Genomic DNA, 16,662 nt, shown 5'->3' on the forward strand with positions numbered 1-16,662 from the left:
GGCTTCACCTGTTCGCATCACAGCAAAACGCGTCGATGTGCTGTGATGTTATCCACATTGCCCTCTGGATAACCCTTCGACAAGCCTCTGGATTCACAGTGGAACGATTGAGGATATGTCGCCGCGACTGTGAATCGACGAAAAGTTGTTCTGTGCTGCCGGGAGCTGTTCACGTCGCGCACCCAGGGTTATGCATTCTGCTTCCCGTCGAGAATTCATGGGGTTAGGGACGTTATCCACTGTGAGGCACAGGGTTTGTTAACTATCACTACGTATGTATACGAACTCTGTTAACACCTTTGGATAAGCACAGTTCGTCGACTGTGATCCGGGCAGGATATGCACTGCGTGCGGTGACTGGATGAACGAAGCGGCAAGCTGTGAGGCGCATCGGACGATGCCCGAGCCGCTGTATCTGTAGAATCGCCAGCATTCAGGATCCGAAGGCCTGGCACACAGGCTCGCGACAGATGAGTGATTCTTCGTTGACCCGGCTATCGATGTTTTCCGCGACGAGATGAACCCTGGCAAAAAGCAGGGCGATACCAACGATGATGCTCGCAAGGGGAGCCAGTGATGGGACCGATTGTTTGCCATCGCCACGGGTTCAACGTTGTCAGAATGACATCGGAACGTGTCCATGCACGCGTCCGGGTGCGCGGCCAGTTTGTGCCCGGCGAACTGGTCAAGGTCTCGCTTGACCGGCCGAGGTACAGCCGTGAAATGTGGGTGCTGCGTGCCGAGTTCGACGAACTCGAGGTCGAAGCGCCGTTCGTTGGGAACGTTGCCCATGTCACTGCGTTCCCGAAAATTGCAGCGCTCGAGCGTTTGCGGGCCTATGGCTGCTCGACGTGTGTTGACGAGTTGCTCGTGCGGTCCGGTGAAACACCACGTGAGCCCAGGTCGCTGCAGCAGGCATTCGACACATCCGTCGTCGCGGCCGATGCGACATGGCCCGAGGGTTTCGTGCGATGCGAGCGTAACGGGTTGATCTCGCCGGTACCGACATCGCCTGATATCGAAGCAGCGATCCTGTCGACCGGCGGGATTCGCGATTATCGTGTCGTGCAGGTGACCGATGGCACGACGAGGCATGAGCAGAAGTACTGGTTCAGCGAAGCGTTTCTGCATCAGGTGCTTGGGCCGGGAGCCGGGGTCGAGGATTCGGCGCTCAGAATCGCTGACGAGGAAGCGTTCCGGGTGTTGTGGAATGCCGGCGAACCCGTGTGCCGGTACTGCCTGCGCGAAACGTTGAAACGCAGCGGCCTGGGTGACGACGACACACCAGCCTGAACTGAACGAAGCGACGACGGCCGGGGCGATCCACATGACGGATCGCACAGCGCGTGTTCGTGCCATGTCCCTGTTTCTGATCCGACGATTAACATTGACGCATTGATTAAGCGGTAAAATCTCGCCCGACTAAGTCACAGACACCATCCGAGGGTGCTGAAATAAAAAAAAGGGCTGCATCATGGATATGCCGGACATTGGCGCCGCGATTCGCGGTGGCTTGCTTCAGCAGGATCGTTTGCTCAAGTTGGACACCCCCCTGGGCGCCAACGCACTCGCCGTACAGCGCGCGGTCGGCCGATCGCGGATAGGCAGGGACTACTCATTCACACTCGATGTCGTATCGAACAATGACAGTCTTGAACTCAAGAAGCTGATCGCTCAGCCTGCGACGCTCTGGATTCAGCTCGAGAACAATGCGTACCGGCCTGTCAGCGGCTATCTCTATACCGCGCGTCGGCTGGGCGCGAACGGCGGCCTGACGACCTATCAGCTTGAGCTGCGTGCGTGGATGCATGTGCTCCGGTTCCGCCGCGACGAGAAGATCTGGATCGACAAGAACGTCGAGGAAATCATTTCCGACGTGCTTGGAATGCACCCGGAAGCACGCGGGCGTTTCCGCTTTGCGTTGTCACAGCCTTTAGCGAACCGTTCGTACACGCGGCAGAGCGAAACGGACTGGGACCTCGTGCACCGATTGATGGAGAGCGAAGGGCTCTACTGCGCATGGCAGCAAGCTGACGACGGCAAGTCGCATACGCTCGTCATCACCGACAACTTGCTGGCGTTCGTGCCGCTGTCGCCGGAAACCGTGCGCTTCTACCGCGGCGGCACGGCAGGCGAAGCCGACGCGTTCACGCAATGGTCAGGGACCCGGACGCTGCAGAGCGTGACGCTCACGACGCGCACGTTCGACTACAAGAATCCTTCGCAGCCGTCGAACCCGAAAGGCACGTCGTTGCCGACGATGGGCGGTCAGGGCGAGTTGCCGGATCAACTCGAAGTCTACGAGTACACGGGCGCTTACACGTATCTCGATCAGACGCGCGGCGACCATCTGACGAAGGTCAAGATGGAGGAGTGGGAGTCGCGGGCGAAGCGCTTCCATGGTTCTGGCGGGGTTCGCGCGATCGATGCCGGCCGGCGCTTCACGTTGGCCGATCATCCGGTGCATGATCGCGACGTGGCCGACCAGCGGGAGTTCGCCGCGATCGAGGTGGCGTGGTGGATCGAGAACAACTTGCCCGTACCTGCTAGCGATTCGGATTTCCCGCATAGCTTGAAACGTTCGATTGACCGGACGCGAGTGCGATACGAAAACACGCCAGGGCTTCAGGTTTCGCATAACGACGGATCGGTCGGCTTCTATCTCGTCGAAGTCGAAGCTCAGCGCGTGAGCGTGCCGTACCGCAGCCCGTTCGAGCATCGCAAACCGGAGATGCACCTCGAGACAGCGATCGTCGTCGGGCCGCAGGGCGAGGAGGTTTATACCGACGAGTTGAACCGGATCCGCGTGCAGTTCGTGTGGGACCGGTTGAATCCGGGCAACGAGAACGCGTCGTGCTGGGTGCGCGTCGTGCAGTCGGATACGGGCGGCGGCTACGGCGGCGTGCACGTGCCGCGCGTCGGCGAGGAAGTGCTGATCGATTATGTGGGCGGCGACTGCGACCGGCCGCTCGCAGTCGGGCGCGTGTACAACGGCGCGAACCAGCCGCAATGGCATACCGACGGGATCCTGTCCGGGTATCGGTCGAAGGAGTATTCGGGCGGCGGCTACAACCAGCTCGTGATGGACGACGCGACCGGGCAGAACCGCGTGCAGCTGATGAGCAGCAGCGCGAACAGCCTGCTGCATCTGGGCTACATCATCGACCAGAGCGGCAATTCGCGCGGGTCGTACCTCGGCAGCGGCTTCGACCTGCGCTCGGATGCGTACGGCGCGGTGCGGGCGAGCCAGGGCCTGTACGTGACGACGCATCCGAAGGCGGCGAACAGCCAGCCGCTCGACGTGAAGGAAACGCAGCAGCAGCTCGTGACGGGCGAGAGCCTCGTCGAGGCGATGTCGGGCGTGAGCGAGCAGCATCAGGCGGAAAGCATGAAGGACGCGCAGGACACGATGCGCGCGTTCACGGATGCGACGCAGGACAGCGTATCGGGCAGCGCGTCCGGCGGGCGCACGGCAGGCGGCGGCACGGGGAACGCGAACGCGTTCAAGGAGCCGGTGATGCTGTTCGGCAGCCCGTCGGGGATCGGGATGTCGACGCAGCAGTCGGTGCACATGGTCGCGAACGATCACGTGAACGTGGCGAGCGGGCAGAGCGTGCACGTTGCGGCGGGCAAGTCGCTGATCGGGAGCATCGGGCAGAAGCTGAGCCTCTTTGTGCAGAACGCGGGGATGAAGCTGTTCGCGGGCAAGGGCAAGGTGGAGATCCAGGCGCAGTCGGACAACATCGAGGTGACCGCGCAGAAGGCGGTGAAGGTGGTGTCGGCGACGGACAGGATCGAGATCGCGGCTGATCAGGGGATCCTGCTGACGAGCGGCGGGGCATACATCCGGATCAAGGATGGCAATGTCGAGGTCCATGCGCCCGGGACGATCGACGTGAAGGGTGCGTCGCATACGTTCGCGGGGCCGGCGAGCATGGGGTATCCGTTGCCGAGCCCGCGACCGGATCAGCCGGGGCAACTGGAATTGCTGCACCAGTACGCGAATGGCGAGGGTTTCAAGGGCGGCAAATTCAAGGTGCTGGACGCCAGCGGTGGCGTGTTGAGAGAAGGTGCGCTGGATGCAAAGGGACATACGATCGTGAGCGGCTTGCCGGCCGGCGCAGCGCAGGTCCAGTTCGGCGAAGATCCGCGCAATCAGTACGATCCGTCGAGCGTATTCAAGACGGCGCAATGGCCAGCTAAGCCGATGCAGGAAGGGAATGCGGCTGCGACGGCGATGTCTCAACTGAGCGGCCTGTTGCCACCTGGGGCGCTGCCGGGTGCGACGAAGGTTGCAGCCGTCGCGGGGCAGGCCGCCCAGGGCGGCATCGGGAAGGCGTTGAGCGGACAAGTGACGAGGCTCGCGCAGGGGGCGCTTGCTAACGCGTTGCCGTCAGGCGCGATGGGCGCGGTGTCGGGGGCGACCCAACTGGCCGGCATGGCGGGGCAGGTTGTCCAGGGAGGTGTTGGTCAGGCGTTGAGCGGACAGGCGGTGAGCCTCGCCAAAGGTGCCCTTGCCGGCGCATTACCGTCTGGTGCCGGTGCGGCCCTTTCGCAAGCCAGCCAACTCGGCGCCGCAGCCCACCAGGTCGGTGCGCTCGCCCAAGCCGCGCGAAGTGCCGTGCCTGCGCTGAAGGTTCTCTGAGTATCCGCTCGCGCAAGGCGCGATCCATCACTTTCGAATAAAGAACAACCATGACCGCTTCTTCTGGCGTCATTCTTCCCAAGCCGACTGAGGTCTATGTCGCGCCGTTGCTGCAGATCGAGACCATCGATGTAAAGGCCGGCGTCAAGGCTTGTGACCGGTGGCTGCGTGCCATCAGCCACGACTTCATCACCATCGAGCGGATCGAGATGGTTGCCAACGCGCTGCCGGTGGTGGCGAACATCATGGCAGCCGTCGATCTCGTGCTCGATATCAAGGACATGATCGAGCATGGACAGAGCGGCAAGCATCCCGATGTGTTCGACTATCTGAACCTCGGTCTCGACTTGATCGGGATCATCCCGATTCCACCCGGGACTGCCGAATTCCGGATGGGTGTACGTCCGGTGATGAAGCTCGTGCGGCAAAAGGTCGTCGAAAGCGGCAAGGCAGTCGGTGAAGCGACATTGCAGGTCATGCAGACCGCACTGCTGCAGGCACTCATCGACAGTCTGAGCGAGCAGTTCGCCGGCCGTATTCAGAGTTTCGTCGATGGCGTGAAGAAAGAGCTGGACAACCTGCTCAAGACTTGCGCCGATTACATCGAGAAATTCATGATCGGCTTCGCGCGCCTGTTCGAGGAGGTGGCGGGCGAGAAGCAATTGAGCGTCGCGCACAATGTGCGGGCGGTTGGGCAGCATGCGGGCCAGGTTGCATCTGGCTTCGCGGCGCATGATGCACGCAAGACGTTTGCGGGGCTCGGTCATCTGATCGTCGACTTCGTGAAGATCGAGGCGAAGGAGCTCATCAATACAGGGACGCAGGTGGCGAAGGCACTCGATCTCAAGTATCGCGAGCCGCTGCTGAACATGGCGAAGACGTTGCGCACCTTGGTGCCGGTGATCAAGGAAAAAATCCTTGCGCTCGGCGGTGTAGACGCGGGCAAGATCGGTTGGCTGATCAATCTTATCCAGGTCGCCATCGACAAGAAGCGCGACTTTTTGCATCGTCAGCGCAAACACCAGACCGGAATCAAGGAGCAAGGCAGCACGAAAGTGCACCGCCAGGAGGGTGAAGGCCAGAAGGAATCGGTCCGGCATACGGAAGAGGCGCAGCATCCCGGCCCGAACGACTGCAAGCTCGGATGTCCGGCGTCGACGCCCGCGGCGGCGACGAGACGTTCAGTCGGGTTTGCGCTGGGCGACGAACGGGTGACCCATCAGGATTTTGTCCTTCCCGGCGTGATGCCGATCATATGGAGCCGCACCTATCGATCTTTCTTCGACGCAAATGACGTGCATGGCGAGCTCGGCGCCCGATGGATCACATCATTGACGACGCGCATCGACATGCATGCATCGAAGCTCGTATATCACGATGCGACCGGTCGCAGCATCGACTATCCGCTGCTTTCCCCGGGCGACGCGCACGATGATCGCGGCGAAGGATTGACCTTGTTGCGGCTGGACGAGTCGTGGGTCACTGTCACGCGAGGCCACGAATTGCTTGAAGCATACGAGAAGCGTGGCGACGCGTTTCGTCTCGCATTCATCAAGGATCGCTCCGGCAATCAGCTGACACTCGACTACGACGCGCAGCAACGCCTTTCTCGGATCATCGCGCGACAAGCGATTGTTGCGTTCGCATACGACGACAAGCATCGCATCGCCGAGGTGTTGCATCACGATAGCGAAGGAACACGGGTCGGCACGCTTGCGCGTTACGAATACAGCGAGGACAACGATCTCGTCGCGGCAACGGATCGCAACGGCAACCGTCGTGAATATGCGTACCGTCACCACCTGATCACGCGCTATACGGACCGCACCGGTCGTGGCACCAACCTTGAATGGAGCGGAACCGGACCGAAGGCAAAATGTGTTCGCGAATATGCGGATGGTGGCAGCGACGAGACGCGCTTCGCTTGGCACCCCGACTTCCGGATGGTGAGCGTGACCGATGCGCTCGGCAACGTCACGCGACACTACTACGACCGTTACGGCTATCCGTTCAGAATCGTCTATGCGGAAGGCAGCGAGGAGTGGATGTATCGCGATGTGCACCACAATCTCGTGCAGCATACGTATCCGGATGGCGGCAACGAGAAGATGACGTACGACGCCCGCGGCAACATGGTGCGCCACCAGCGTGTCGACGGCAGCGTGATCGAGATGGAATATGACGAGAAGGATCAGATGATCCGCATTGTCGATCCGCAGGGGCATGCATGGAAACGCGGCTATGACGAAGCGGGGAACGTCGTGCTGGAGACGGACCCGCTCGGCCACGAGACGAAATACAGCTACAACGCGCAGGGGCTGCCGAGTGAAGTGACCGATGCGAAGGGTGGCACGACGGTCATGGCATACGATGAGGCTGGACGACTAACTGCGCATACCGATTGTTCGGGCAAGACGACGCAGTGGAAATACGATGCGCAAGGTCGGTTGGTCGAAGCCACGGATGCGATGGGTATCGCGACAGCGTTCGGCTATGGCGCAAACGGCTGGCTGAATGAGGTGCGTACGCCAGCGGGCGTCGAACGCTTTCAATACGACGCGGAAGGGCGCCTGCTGAATTACACCGATCCAATGAACCGCACGACGCGCTACGGCTACGATGCGGCGGGTCGGTTGCACGCACGCAGCGACGCGCTCGGCCACACGCTGAACTACGGCCACGATCGCCTCGGCCGGCTGGTCAGTCTGATCGATGCGAATCAGGCCAGCTATCGATTCACCTATGACCCTGTCGGCCGGCTGCTCGAAACGGTCGATTTTGACGGGATAGTGACGCGTTACGGCTTCGATGACGAAACGAATCGCCTGTCGACCATCGACGTTGCGGGAAAGGTCACACGGGTCGAATACGATGGTGCAGGCCGGCTGACACGCCGCACAAGCGGCGATGCCGACGAGCGCTTCGCTTACGATGCGCTCGGTCGTCTGGCCGACGCGCAAAATGCATTCAGCCGGGTGCAGCATTTCTTCGATCCGGTCGGCAATCTGGTTCGCGAACATCACGCGTACGACTTGTTCGGTGTCAAGCGCAGCTACGTGTGGCATCACACGTATGACGAGCTGGGCAACCGCAAGCGGACGATCCGACCGGATGGCCACGCGATCGACTGGTTGACCTACGGTTCCGGGCATGTCCATGGGATGCTGCTCGATGGCGACGAACGGATGCAGTTCGAGCGGGACGATCTGCACCGTGAGGTCCGGCGTGTGCTGCCGAGCAAACTGATCCAGAGTACGGATTACGATCCGGCGGGCCTGATCCGCAGCCAGACTCTCCGGCGCGAACATGCGCCGGCGCCGCTGAGCGGCAGACATTACCGCTACGATCTCGCGGGTCAGCTGACGCATGTCGAAGACAGTCGGCGCGGGTTGAGCGACTACCGATACGATCCGATCGGACGATTGATCGAGTCGATCGGGCCCGGAGGCACGGAGCGGTTTGCGTTCGATCCGGCGAGCAATGTGATCGACGCACGGAGTCCCGATCATCCTCAGGCGCGCACGCCGGCGAACCCGGTTCGGCCTGAAAGCACGTTGCCACCGCAGGTGTCGAAGGTGCTCGGCAACCTGCTTCGTGCGTATGCGGGCAAGCAACTCGAGTATGACCCGCAGGGCAATCTCGTCGAAACCCGAGCGGCGGGCAGCCTGCAGCGCTTCGAGTGGGACGGATTCAATCGACTGGCACGGGCCCTGACTGAAACCGAGGCACGCCGCAGCGAGGCACGTTATTTCTACGATGCGTTCGGGCGACGAATCGCGAAGGAGGTCGATGGTGTTGTGACGACGTATGGCTGGGAAGGCAACGCGCTCGCATACGAAAGCGGCGCCACGAGCAGTACGCATTACGTGTACGAGGCTGATTCGTTCGTGCCGCTCGCCCAGTATGTCGGCGCGGCGGTCGAGGGTGTGGAAACGCCGAGCCACGATGCCGCGATGCGTCATACGCCTGAGGAGGATCCACTGCGGCGAATTCCGGAACCGAAGTCGAAGGCAGCGGTGTACTACTACCACTGCGATCAGATCGGCACGCCGCAATTGTTGACCGACGAGCTTGGGGACGTGGTGTGGGAGGCCAGCTACAAGGCTTGGGGTGACGTGCGAGAAGTCATCGAGCGCGTATCGCGTGCCACGGGCTTGACGGTGCGCAATCCGATCCGGTTCCAGGGGCAGCAGCTGGATGACGAAACCGGGCTTGCCTACAACCGACATCGTTACTACGCTCCGGAGAGCGGACGTTTCATTTCGAAGGATCCTGTCGGCTTGCAGGGCGGACTGAATACGTATCGGTACGGCCCCAATCCCACGGGCTGGATCGATCCGTTGGGCACGACCTGCAAGAAGTTCAGGTCTGGCCGGTTTGCGACGCCGGATGGTGCGGCAAAGGCCGCCTTGCTCAGATACAACGACAAGTCGATTCGTGACAACCTGGAATATGGTGGGCTCATCTATCGGACACCGGATGGTCGGTTCGACTATACGAAGGCGATCCGGGGCGATGGGGCTGAGGTTAATCCGTGGGATTCGCGTGCGCCCCAACCTCCGAATTGCGCACAAGAGGTCGGTTACTGGCACACGCACGGCGACCATTCGGATCGGCGCGGGAACAGAACGACGAAAGGACGGGATTACTACAATAGCAACGAATTTTCGCCGGCAGACAGGAATGCGGCTGTAATTGGGCTGGACGAATATCCTGACTACCGGGGTTACCTTGGGACGCCGAGTGATGGTCACAAGGGATACCAGGCCGCCAAGGACCATGAATATCGTCTATGAAAGCATGTCTCTTAATTGTTGCCTTAATTTTTCCTATATCCGCCATGAGTGATTTGAATTTTGGCTCGATGAATAGAAATAGTATTATTCTCAACACTGCAACTACAGTTGGATTGAGGGCTGCGTATGAGGATTTCGAAAAATCAGGGCAGGACTTGAATAATTTCGAAGTCCATATTCGCGATGTGAAAGCCTCAAAGGAAGATGCGACAGATGAGGAAAATTTTATATCTGTGGCATTTGTGGCAAAGTTTATCCAAGGGAAGCGTGGGCTTGGTAACGCAAATCGCCTTGGGGAGTCAATTAACTACCTTATATCTCCCGAGGATGGGAAAATAGTTAAGATATATGGTACGAAATGATCGAATGGAGTGATGTATGTCGAGCCATTTCCGTCGGCGAGTTCGGGATCGATGAAAATTTTCGCCGGTATCGGAAGGTTGGCGCGTGGCGATACGTGTCGACAGGTCGCGTGAGCTTGTAGATGAAAGCTCCGTCGGACGACGCGATACCTGCGACTAGACGAGAGCAACACACATTGTCCGAAGTTGCATCGCGCGCGACCTTGGTCGCTGCCAATTCCGGCGATGTGGCCGCCGCAGGGCGGCTGTACATCTACTATTCATTCGGTGAATACGATTACGCCGGTGCCGATCACTGGTGCTTGACGGCCGCTCGCCTCGGTTCTGAGTGTGCGCAGTGTGCTCTGGCGGTCGGGTTGATGGATGCACAACCGCCGGAGATGAACAAGGCCCGCAAGTGGGCTGCTGCTGCGGAAGCGGCCGGAAGCGCACTGGGTCATCACCTTGCCTGCCGAATCGACGATTGCCTGCGGCGTTCTGGTCGCGAGTCGAGTTGAGCGAAGGTCGGCCAGCAGTACAAAGAGGAGCGGGCGTGGTTCGACATGGCTTTTCTTCGCCATCGATACGAGTTGCATTCGCGAGACCAGGTCGGTGGCCGAGATGGGGCTGGGTGATGATCCCGACTACCGAGGGGACCTCGGCACGCCAAGTGATGGTCACAAGGGCTACCATGCCGCCACGAAAACACTATGACGCATATCGCCCCGATACCTGTACTTGCCATGAGTAAAACAATTTTTGGTGATGCGGACAACGATAGCGTCACCCTCAATACCGCAACAGTCATCGGGCTGCGCTCGGCCTATGCCGACTTCGAAAAGAGCGAGCAGGACATCAATAATTTCGAAGTGTCCGTCTACGAACGAAAGGCATCCAACGGCGAAGGTGTCGATGGAAAAGACGTCATTGGCGTATCGTTTACCGCAAAGTTCATCCCGGGAATGAAGGGCCTTGGCAACGCAAACCGGCTCGGGAAGTCGATCAACTACGTCATCTCGCCAGAGAACGGAGAGATCCTTGCGATCTATCTGGCGAGGTAGTCGATCACGCAACCTGCTTTATACGGTCGACGAGTGGCGGGAACGAGCGGAGTGTCTTTCTCGCGGGCCGCATTGAAGGATGCGCAGGCGGCAGAGCTGAACAAGGCCAGCAATTCGGCTGCCGCTGCAGAAGCGGCCGGAAGCGCACTGGGTCATCAGCTTGCCTGCCGAATCGACGATTGCGTGCGACGTTCTGGTCGTGAGTCGAGTCGAGCGAAGGTCGGCCAGCAACACAAAGAGGGGCGGGCGTGCTTCAACATGGCTTTTCTTCGCTATCGATACGCGATGCATTCGCGAGATCAGGTGTCAGGACAACGGAGGCTCGATGCCGTTAGTGCATTGCACGTCTCACGGATGCGGCGGCGGCGAGCTTGTTACGCAAGCCGTGCGCCATCTCGTCAATGATCGTCAGAGCTGGAAGGACGATGATGGTGTCGTGCCTTTGACGCTTGTTCGTGACGAGATCGAATATCCGGGTTTCATGCTCGATTCGGAGAGCGGGACGATCGCCGATTTGGGCGGCACGTACGAGGATGGTGATGTTTATCGCTTCAGCGACGACGAATCGATGGAGGCGGCGATCGGTTTATTGACAACGACCTGCGGCGCTTGCCTTCGTGAATTTAGGGCGCTGTTCGAGACGGGATAAGTGATGCCAGCGCGCGACATGTGCTCGCGCGGGCTCGGTAACGCGAGTCCGCTCGGAACGTCGATCCAGTACGTCGTTTCTCCGGAAACCGGCGAGATTCTCGGGGTTTATCTGACCAAGTGACTTCGGAGGGGGTGAAGGTCGTCAGCCTTCACGTGTGGACAACTGCGGCACAAAACGATGCGAAACGCTGTGCCGACACAAGGTGAGCGTTTGCCCGGATCACAAGCTGGGCGCGGATCTCGGCGAATGTTGACCTCGACAAGCCGATCAGAATGTTCGAGCACGCGACTGGACGGAGAGAAGCAAGCGCTGAGAACGGGGTGTATGCGGAACGTGCATTGGGTTTCGTGCGTTTGTCCACAGCGCGTATGTGGACAACTCGCATACCCAACCAGTCGAATCGCTGTGCGTCGAACAGGTGAGCGCCATGCATTCGACCATGCGAATCAGCCCGAACGCCTTGTCTGACAGGGATTTTCCGGAATAGCGCAGGCGATGTGGAGCCTGCTGGCGCGATCCGTCGTGATGGAATGCCTTGTGGATATCGAGCAGCCAACGCACTCGAAACCCTGTGCATTCAACGGGTGAGGGTACGCGAATTCGGCGAGGATGTTCGCATTACCTCACGGGTCGTGGATATCGCGCTTTCATACAAGTCGACTCCACGATTCCCGACGCACTTCAGGCACCGGCTCGGCGAGCGTCGCGAGAGAAGGCGGCAAACGCCATGACAAAGTCGCACAGCGAGGATGATCGTTCGCTATGCTGCCGGTGACAACGCACCGATTCCCTCCGCGACACACATGAGCGCAACTGCACGGACCATTCTCAAAGCCATTCTGAGCATCCCCATTGCCTTTGGGCTTGCCTATCCCCTTGTCCATCCCTCCGAAGACGGAGGCGTTCTCGGCGAAATAGCGGTGCTTGGAACAATCGGAAGCATCGTCGTCGTCGCGGTTTTCCTGGCGCTGGTCTATGCCTACGCGAGTGACCTCAGGACGACCCTGAAATCGGTCAACCGAGGATCGCGTGCGGCCGAACCCAACAGCGTCTGGCTGATGTTCCTCTTGCCCTACAACTTCATCGAGGACTTCTTCATTATTTCCAACGTTGCGAAGTCCCTGGAAGCGGAGTCTCGTATCAATCCGGCTCTGTCGGGGTTGCGCTCGTTCGGACGGATCAGCGGCATCGGGTGGTGTCTTGCCCAGGTTCTTTCGTTGATACCCAATACCATTGGCTCGATCGCTGGCGGCGTCGCGGTTTTCCTCTGGGTTTGGCACTGGGTGTTCGTGCGCCGGACGAACAAGATGCTTGCCGGCAGCCAGGTCTCGGTGACGACTCTACCTGGACGGACAGGATCGTAGCCCGCCTTGGAAGCCAGATCGCTTACCCGTGATCGATGTGGATATCCTGTTCCGCAGCAACTCGAAACCCTGTGATTCCAAAGGTGAGGGCGCCAGCGTGGCGCGATGTGCATAACAGCGAGGGAAAGTCAGTCGAAACGCTGTGCAGGTGAGTGGTGAGCGGGCGCCCGTTCAAGCCCGCCGGGCCGCCCCACGAAAGGCGCGGGCGGCCGTTACCAACCGCCAGTCGGGCGCGCATCCTGCCACTTCAAGTCTGCTGGTCGAGCGCCTGCACGACCGCTTTCTCCGCGAGACTCCCGGCCGGCCCGACCACCGCATAGTTGAGCCCGTTCACCGATCCATATCGCGCGAGCAACGCACCATCCACGCGTTGCCCGGCCGGCAGCAGCCGATGTTTCGATTCCGCCGGCCGCATATAGAAGCTCAGCGTCCTTCCGGCTGCATCCTCATAGAGCACCATCGCAGCCGTGGCGCCGCTGTCCGTCGTGAACAACCGCCCGCCGACCGGCCTGAACCCCGCCGCGCTCAAATCCGGCAGCTTCGCCGAAGCCCCCACGCGCCGGGTGAGCCACCCCTGCAAATCTCCCGCACCGGTCGGCCGGTAATCCACCTTGGCCGTTTGATCGACCACCATCATCCGGTAAGCCTCGACCGCATCGCTCATCGGCGCGATGGGCGGCGGCGCGTTCCACCCGCGCGCCTGCCAGCCGCCGAACGTCCCCAGCCCGACGCAGAACACGAACGAAGCCGCCATCGCGAACCGCATGCGCACGCGATCGGCCCGCCGGCCACGAATCGCGGCTGGATCCAGCGTGGGGTTATCCGCCGGCATCCGCACGCTTTCGAGCGCGGCCCGCAACCGCTGCGCATCCTGCTGCCATTGCCTGACCTGTTCCGCGCGCTCCGGATGCAGCGCGAGATAGCGCTCGACCGCGGCGCGCGCATCGTCGTCGAGCTGGCCGTCGACGTAGGCCTGAAGGTCGTGTTCGTTCGGAGGCGTGTTCATTTCTTCATCAACCGGAGAGAAGGAGCGGGAAGCTCGCCGTCGCTGAGCTGGCGCAGCGCCTGGCGCGCGCGCGCGAGCCGCGACATCACGGTGCCGATCGGCACGTCGAGCAGGTCGGCGACTTCCTGATAGGTGAAGCCCTCGACCGCGACGAGCAGCAGCAGGCTGCGCTGCTCGTCGGAGAGCCGGCCGAATGCTTCGAGCGTCGCGCGCGCCGCGAATTCGCGTTCGGCGGACGGCCAGTGCGCTTCGTCGTCGTCGCGGATGCGCCCAAGCAGCCACGCGTAGCGCTTCGCGCTGCGCTTGCCGTCGAGAAACTGCCGGTACAGGATCGTGAAGAGCCAGCTGCGCAGCGACGCGTCGTCGCGGCGGCTCGACCAGCGCGACAGCGCACGCTCGAGCGTCGACTGGACGAGATCGTCTGCCGCGTGGACGTCACGCGCGAGCCAGAGCGCGAAGCGTCGCAGCCTGGGGATGAGTTCGCGCAGTGCTTCGTCGTCGAGGGCGGTGGAGGGCATGGCCGGGCCGGTTGCCGAATGGGTCGAGATGCCACGTAGGACGCCGGTCGGCGCCGCTTATTCCACCAGCATACGAAAAAACTTTTCGTGGAATAAAGCGGCGCGGGCGGCGTCCTACGCGGGTTCGACAATGACCTGATGGTCGGGAGTCTATATATGGAGCGATCTTCTTCCTCTTCTTCACCGCGGCGCGAGCCCGGGCGCGGGTGGTGGCGCTGGGCCGCGATCGGCGGCGCGGTGGCCGGCGTGGCCGTGGCGTTCGGGTATGTCGGCGGCTGGCTCGCGCCGGCGCGTCTGACCCCGAACCGGATCGTCGACGCGTTGCAGACGGCCGGCGGCGGCATTCACCCGGGCTTCCGGCGCAATCACGCGAAGGGCGTGTGCGTGACCGGTTACTTCGAAGGCAACGGTGCGGCGAGCGCGTATTCGGTCGCGCCGTTCTTCAAGGCGGTGCGCACGCCGGTGGTCGGGCGGTTCGCGTTGCCGGGCGGAAATCCGTATGCACCCGACAGCAGCGTGCCGATCCGCAGCCTCGCGCTGAGGCTCACCGCGCCGGACGGCGAGCAATGGCGCACCGGGATGAACGCGATGCCCGTGTTTCCGGTGGCGACGCCGCAGGCGTTCTACGCGCAATTGATGGCGACCCGGCCCGATCCGAAGACGGGCAAGCCCGACCCGGCGAAGGTGAAGGCGTTTTTCGGTGCGCATCCGGAGACGGCCGCGTTCCTGCAGTGGATCAAAGGTGCGAAGCCGAGCGCAAGCTACGTCACCGAGAGCTATTACGGGTTGAACGCGTTCTACTTCGTCGACGCGGCGGGCAAGCGCCAGGCGGTGCGGTGGCGCGTCGTGCCGGAGCAGACGGCCGGCGCCGGCGACGTCGCGACGGCGGCGGACCCGAACGTGTTGCAGCAGGACGTGACGCAGCGTATCGCGGCCGGTCCGCAGAAGTGGAAGCTGCTGGTCACGCTGGCGGAGCCAGGCGACCCGGTGGACGACGCGACGAAGGTCTGGCCCGCACAGCGCACGACGATCGATGCGGGCACGCTCGTGCTCGACCACGTGGAGGCGCAGGACAGCGGGCCGTGCCGCGACGTGAATTACGACCCGACGGTGCTGCCGCAGGGGATTCAGGTGTCGGGAGATCCGTTGCTGCCGGCGCGGTCGGCGGCTTACGCGGATTCGTATCTGCGCAGGACGAGTGAAGAGGCCGGGGTAGCGGGCGTGGCGCGATTGAGTGGGGAGGGACGGTGATGAAGGCTTCGACGACGTTTAGCTTGCCGGCGCGGGTGCTGCACTGGGTGATGGCCGCGATGATCATCGCGATGCTGTTCATCGGGGTGGGGATGGTGGCGTCTGTCTCTGAGCGGCATGCGCTTCTGGTGGCGATCCACAAGCCTCTGGGTATTGCCGTGCTCGTGCTGGTTTGCGTGCGGATCGTGGTGCGGATTCTGTCGAAGCCGCCGGCATTGCCCGAGGATCTGCCGTGGTGGCAGAAGGTTGCCGCGCACGGGTCGCATCTCGTGCTGTATGCGCTGATGCTTGCGATGCCGCTGATCGGATGGGCGATGCTGTCGGCGGGCGGGTATCCGGTGACGTTGGGCGGCGGTGTGCAGCTGCCGGCGCTGGTGTCGGCTGATCCGGTGACGTTTGCCTGGCTCCGGGTCGCGCACCGGGTGCTGGCCTATCTGTTCTTCGCGACGTTCCTCGCGCACTTTGCGGCGGCGCTGTATCACGGGCTGATTCGACGGGACGGCGTGGTGAGGGCGATGGTAGGGCGATGAGCGACGGTGGGTTGCGTTCGATGCGGCGGGGCTGTTCACGGGCAACCGGGGCGGCTCCTGCCGTGCCGCTTATATATGACTAATAGAGCGGTTCAGCGCCTCCGCCACCCCATGTCAAAATAATTTCACAAAAGGGGTTGCGAAGACTGAGACGGGTGCTTAGAATCACGCCTCTTTCGCGCTAACGGAAACGCAGCGCGGGGGAAAGAAGGGAAGCGGTGCTGTTGATGTCGGTTTTAAAGACTCCAGCGCAAATGGAATTAAACCGCAGTCGTCGCAACGAAGTAGTTAAAAAAGTTGTTGACGGATTTAAAAAAACGGTTGATAATCTCGCTTCTCTGCTGCTGAAAACGCAGCGCTGCTGAGAAACACGAAGTTCCTCGCAGAAACGCTCTTTAAAAATTAACAGCCGATAAGTGTGGGCGCTTGATGAAAGCGAGCTGATCCTCGGATCAGATAGCGAAAGTATCAAGAGTCTCACACTAAAGTAAGTCAGGT

The 16,662-nt window shown here is 61.2% G+C and carries 13 protein-coding genes; 10 read left to right on the forward strand and 3 right to left on the reverse strand.

All coding sequences use genetic code 11. The annotated features are described in order from the left end of the window. Positions 1 to 576: 576 nt before the first annotated feature. From G3N98_RS16005 to G3N98_RS16040, 8 genes are all read left to right on the forward strand, one after another. Positions 577 to 1,293 carry a hypothetical protein gene (locus G3N98_RS16005; RefSeq protein ID WP_175237675.1) on the forward strand — a complete coding sequence of 239 codons (717 nt, stop codon included), beginning with the start codon at positions 577 to 579 and terminating at the stop codon, positions 1,291 to 1,293. Between the two features lie 181 nt (positions 1,294 to 1,474). After that, positions 1,475 to 4,645, forward strand: coding sequence for a type VI secretion system Vgr family protein (locus G3N98_RS16010; protein ID WP_206148642.1), 3,171 nt, complete (start codon positions 1,475 to 1,477; stop codon positions 4,643 to 4,645). A 50-nt stretch (positions 4,646 to 4,695) separates the two neighbouring features. Beyond that, positions 4,696 to 9,441 carry an RHS repeat-associated core domain-containing protein gene (locus G3N98_RS16015; RefSeq protein ID WP_206148643.1) on the forward strand — a complete coding sequence of 1,582 codons (4,746 nt, stop codon included), beginning with the start codon at positions 4,696 to 4,698 and terminating at the stop codon, positions 9,439 to 9,441. Further along, a complete protein-coding gene (locus G3N98_RS16020) occupies positions 9,438 to 9,803 on the forward strand; it encodes a hypothetical protein (protein ID WP_241025937.1) in 366 nt (121 codons plus the stop codon). The genes G3N98_RS16015 and G3N98_RS16020 overlap by 4 nt, the downstream gene beginning before the upstream one ends. Before the next feature lie 176 nt (positions 9,804 to 9,979). Further along, positions 9,980 to 10,300: a hypothetical protein gene (locus tag G3N98_RS16025; protein ID WP_206148644.1), complete on the forward strand. Its 321-nt coding sequence runs from the start codon at positions 9,980 to 9,982 to the stop codon at positions 10,298 to 10,300. Positions 10,301 to 10,492: 192 nt separating this feature from the next. Next, positions 10,493 to 10,843 carry a hypothetical protein gene (locus G3N98_RS16030; RefSeq protein WP_346779090.1) on the forward strand — a complete coding sequence of 117 codons (351 nt, stop codon included), beginning with the start codon at positions 10,493 to 10,495 and terminating at the stop codon, positions 10,841 to 10,843. 325 nt (positions 10,844 to 11,168) lie between these two features. Further along, entirely contained in the window at positions 11,169 to 11,492 is a 324-nt protein-coding gene (locus G3N98_RS16035) for a hypothetical protein (RefSeq protein ID WP_206148645.1), read from the forward strand. A gap of 806 nt (positions 11,493 to 12,298) precedes the next feature. Then, positions 12,299 to 12,859 (forward strand): hypothetical protein, encoded by a 561-nt coding sequence (locus G3N98_RS16040; RefSeq protein WP_206148646.1) that lies wholly within the window; start codon positions 12,299 to 12,301, stop codon positions 12,857 to 12,859. 247 nt (positions 12,860 to 13,106) lie between these two features. Here G3N98_RS16040 and G3N98_RS16045 read toward each other — a convergent pair whose 3' ends face one another. Together G3N98_RS16045 and G3N98_RS16050 are read right to left on the reverse strand one after the other, a co-directional pair. Further along, a complete protein-coding gene (locus tag G3N98_RS16045; RefSeq protein WP_206148647.1) occupies positions 13,107 to 13,865 on the reverse strand; it encodes an anti-sigma factor in 759 nt (252 codons plus the stop codon). Beyond that, positions 13,862 to 14,383 (reverse strand): sigma-70 family RNA polymerase sigma factor, encoded by a 522-nt coding sequence (locus G3N98_RS16050; RefSeq protein ID WP_206148648.1) that lies wholly within the window; start codon positions 14,381 to 14,383, stop codon positions 13,862 to 13,864. The genes G3N98_RS16045 and G3N98_RS16050 overlap by 4 nt, the downstream gene beginning before the upstream one ends. A gap of 156 nt (positions 14,384 to 14,539) precedes the next feature. Here G3N98_RS16050 and G3N98_RS16055 point away from each other — a divergent pair, with 156 nt between their 5' ends. Together G3N98_RS16055 and G3N98_RS16060 are read left to right on the forward strand one after the other, a co-directional pair. After that, positions 14,540 to 15,634: a catalase family peroxidase gene (locus tag G3N98_RS16055; protein ID WP_206148649.1), complete on the forward strand. Its 1,095-nt coding sequence runs from the start codon at positions 14,540 to 14,542 to the stop codon at positions 15,632 to 15,634. Next, positions 15,634 to 16,164, forward strand: coding sequence for a cytochrome b (locus G3N98_RS16060; protein ID WP_175237668.1), 531 nt, complete (start codon positions 15,634 to 15,636; stop codon positions 16,162 to 16,164). Before G3N98_RS16055 ends, G3N98_RS16060 begins: the two co-directional genes overlap by 1 nt. 181 nt (positions 16,165 to 16,345) lie before the next feature. Here G3N98_RS16060 and G3N98_RS16065 read toward each other — a convergent pair. Beyond that, positions 16,346 to 16,662, reverse strand: a 317-nt coding sequence (locus tag G3N98_RS16065) for a hypothetical protein (RefSeq protein WP_206148650.1), incomplete at its 5' end; no start/stop codon positions are given.

It is taken from the genome of Burkholderia sp. Tr-20390, from assembly GCF_017104595.1.
Taxonomy (GTDB): Bacteria; Pseudomonadota; Gammaproteobacteria; order Burkholderiales; family Burkholderiaceae; genus Burkholderia.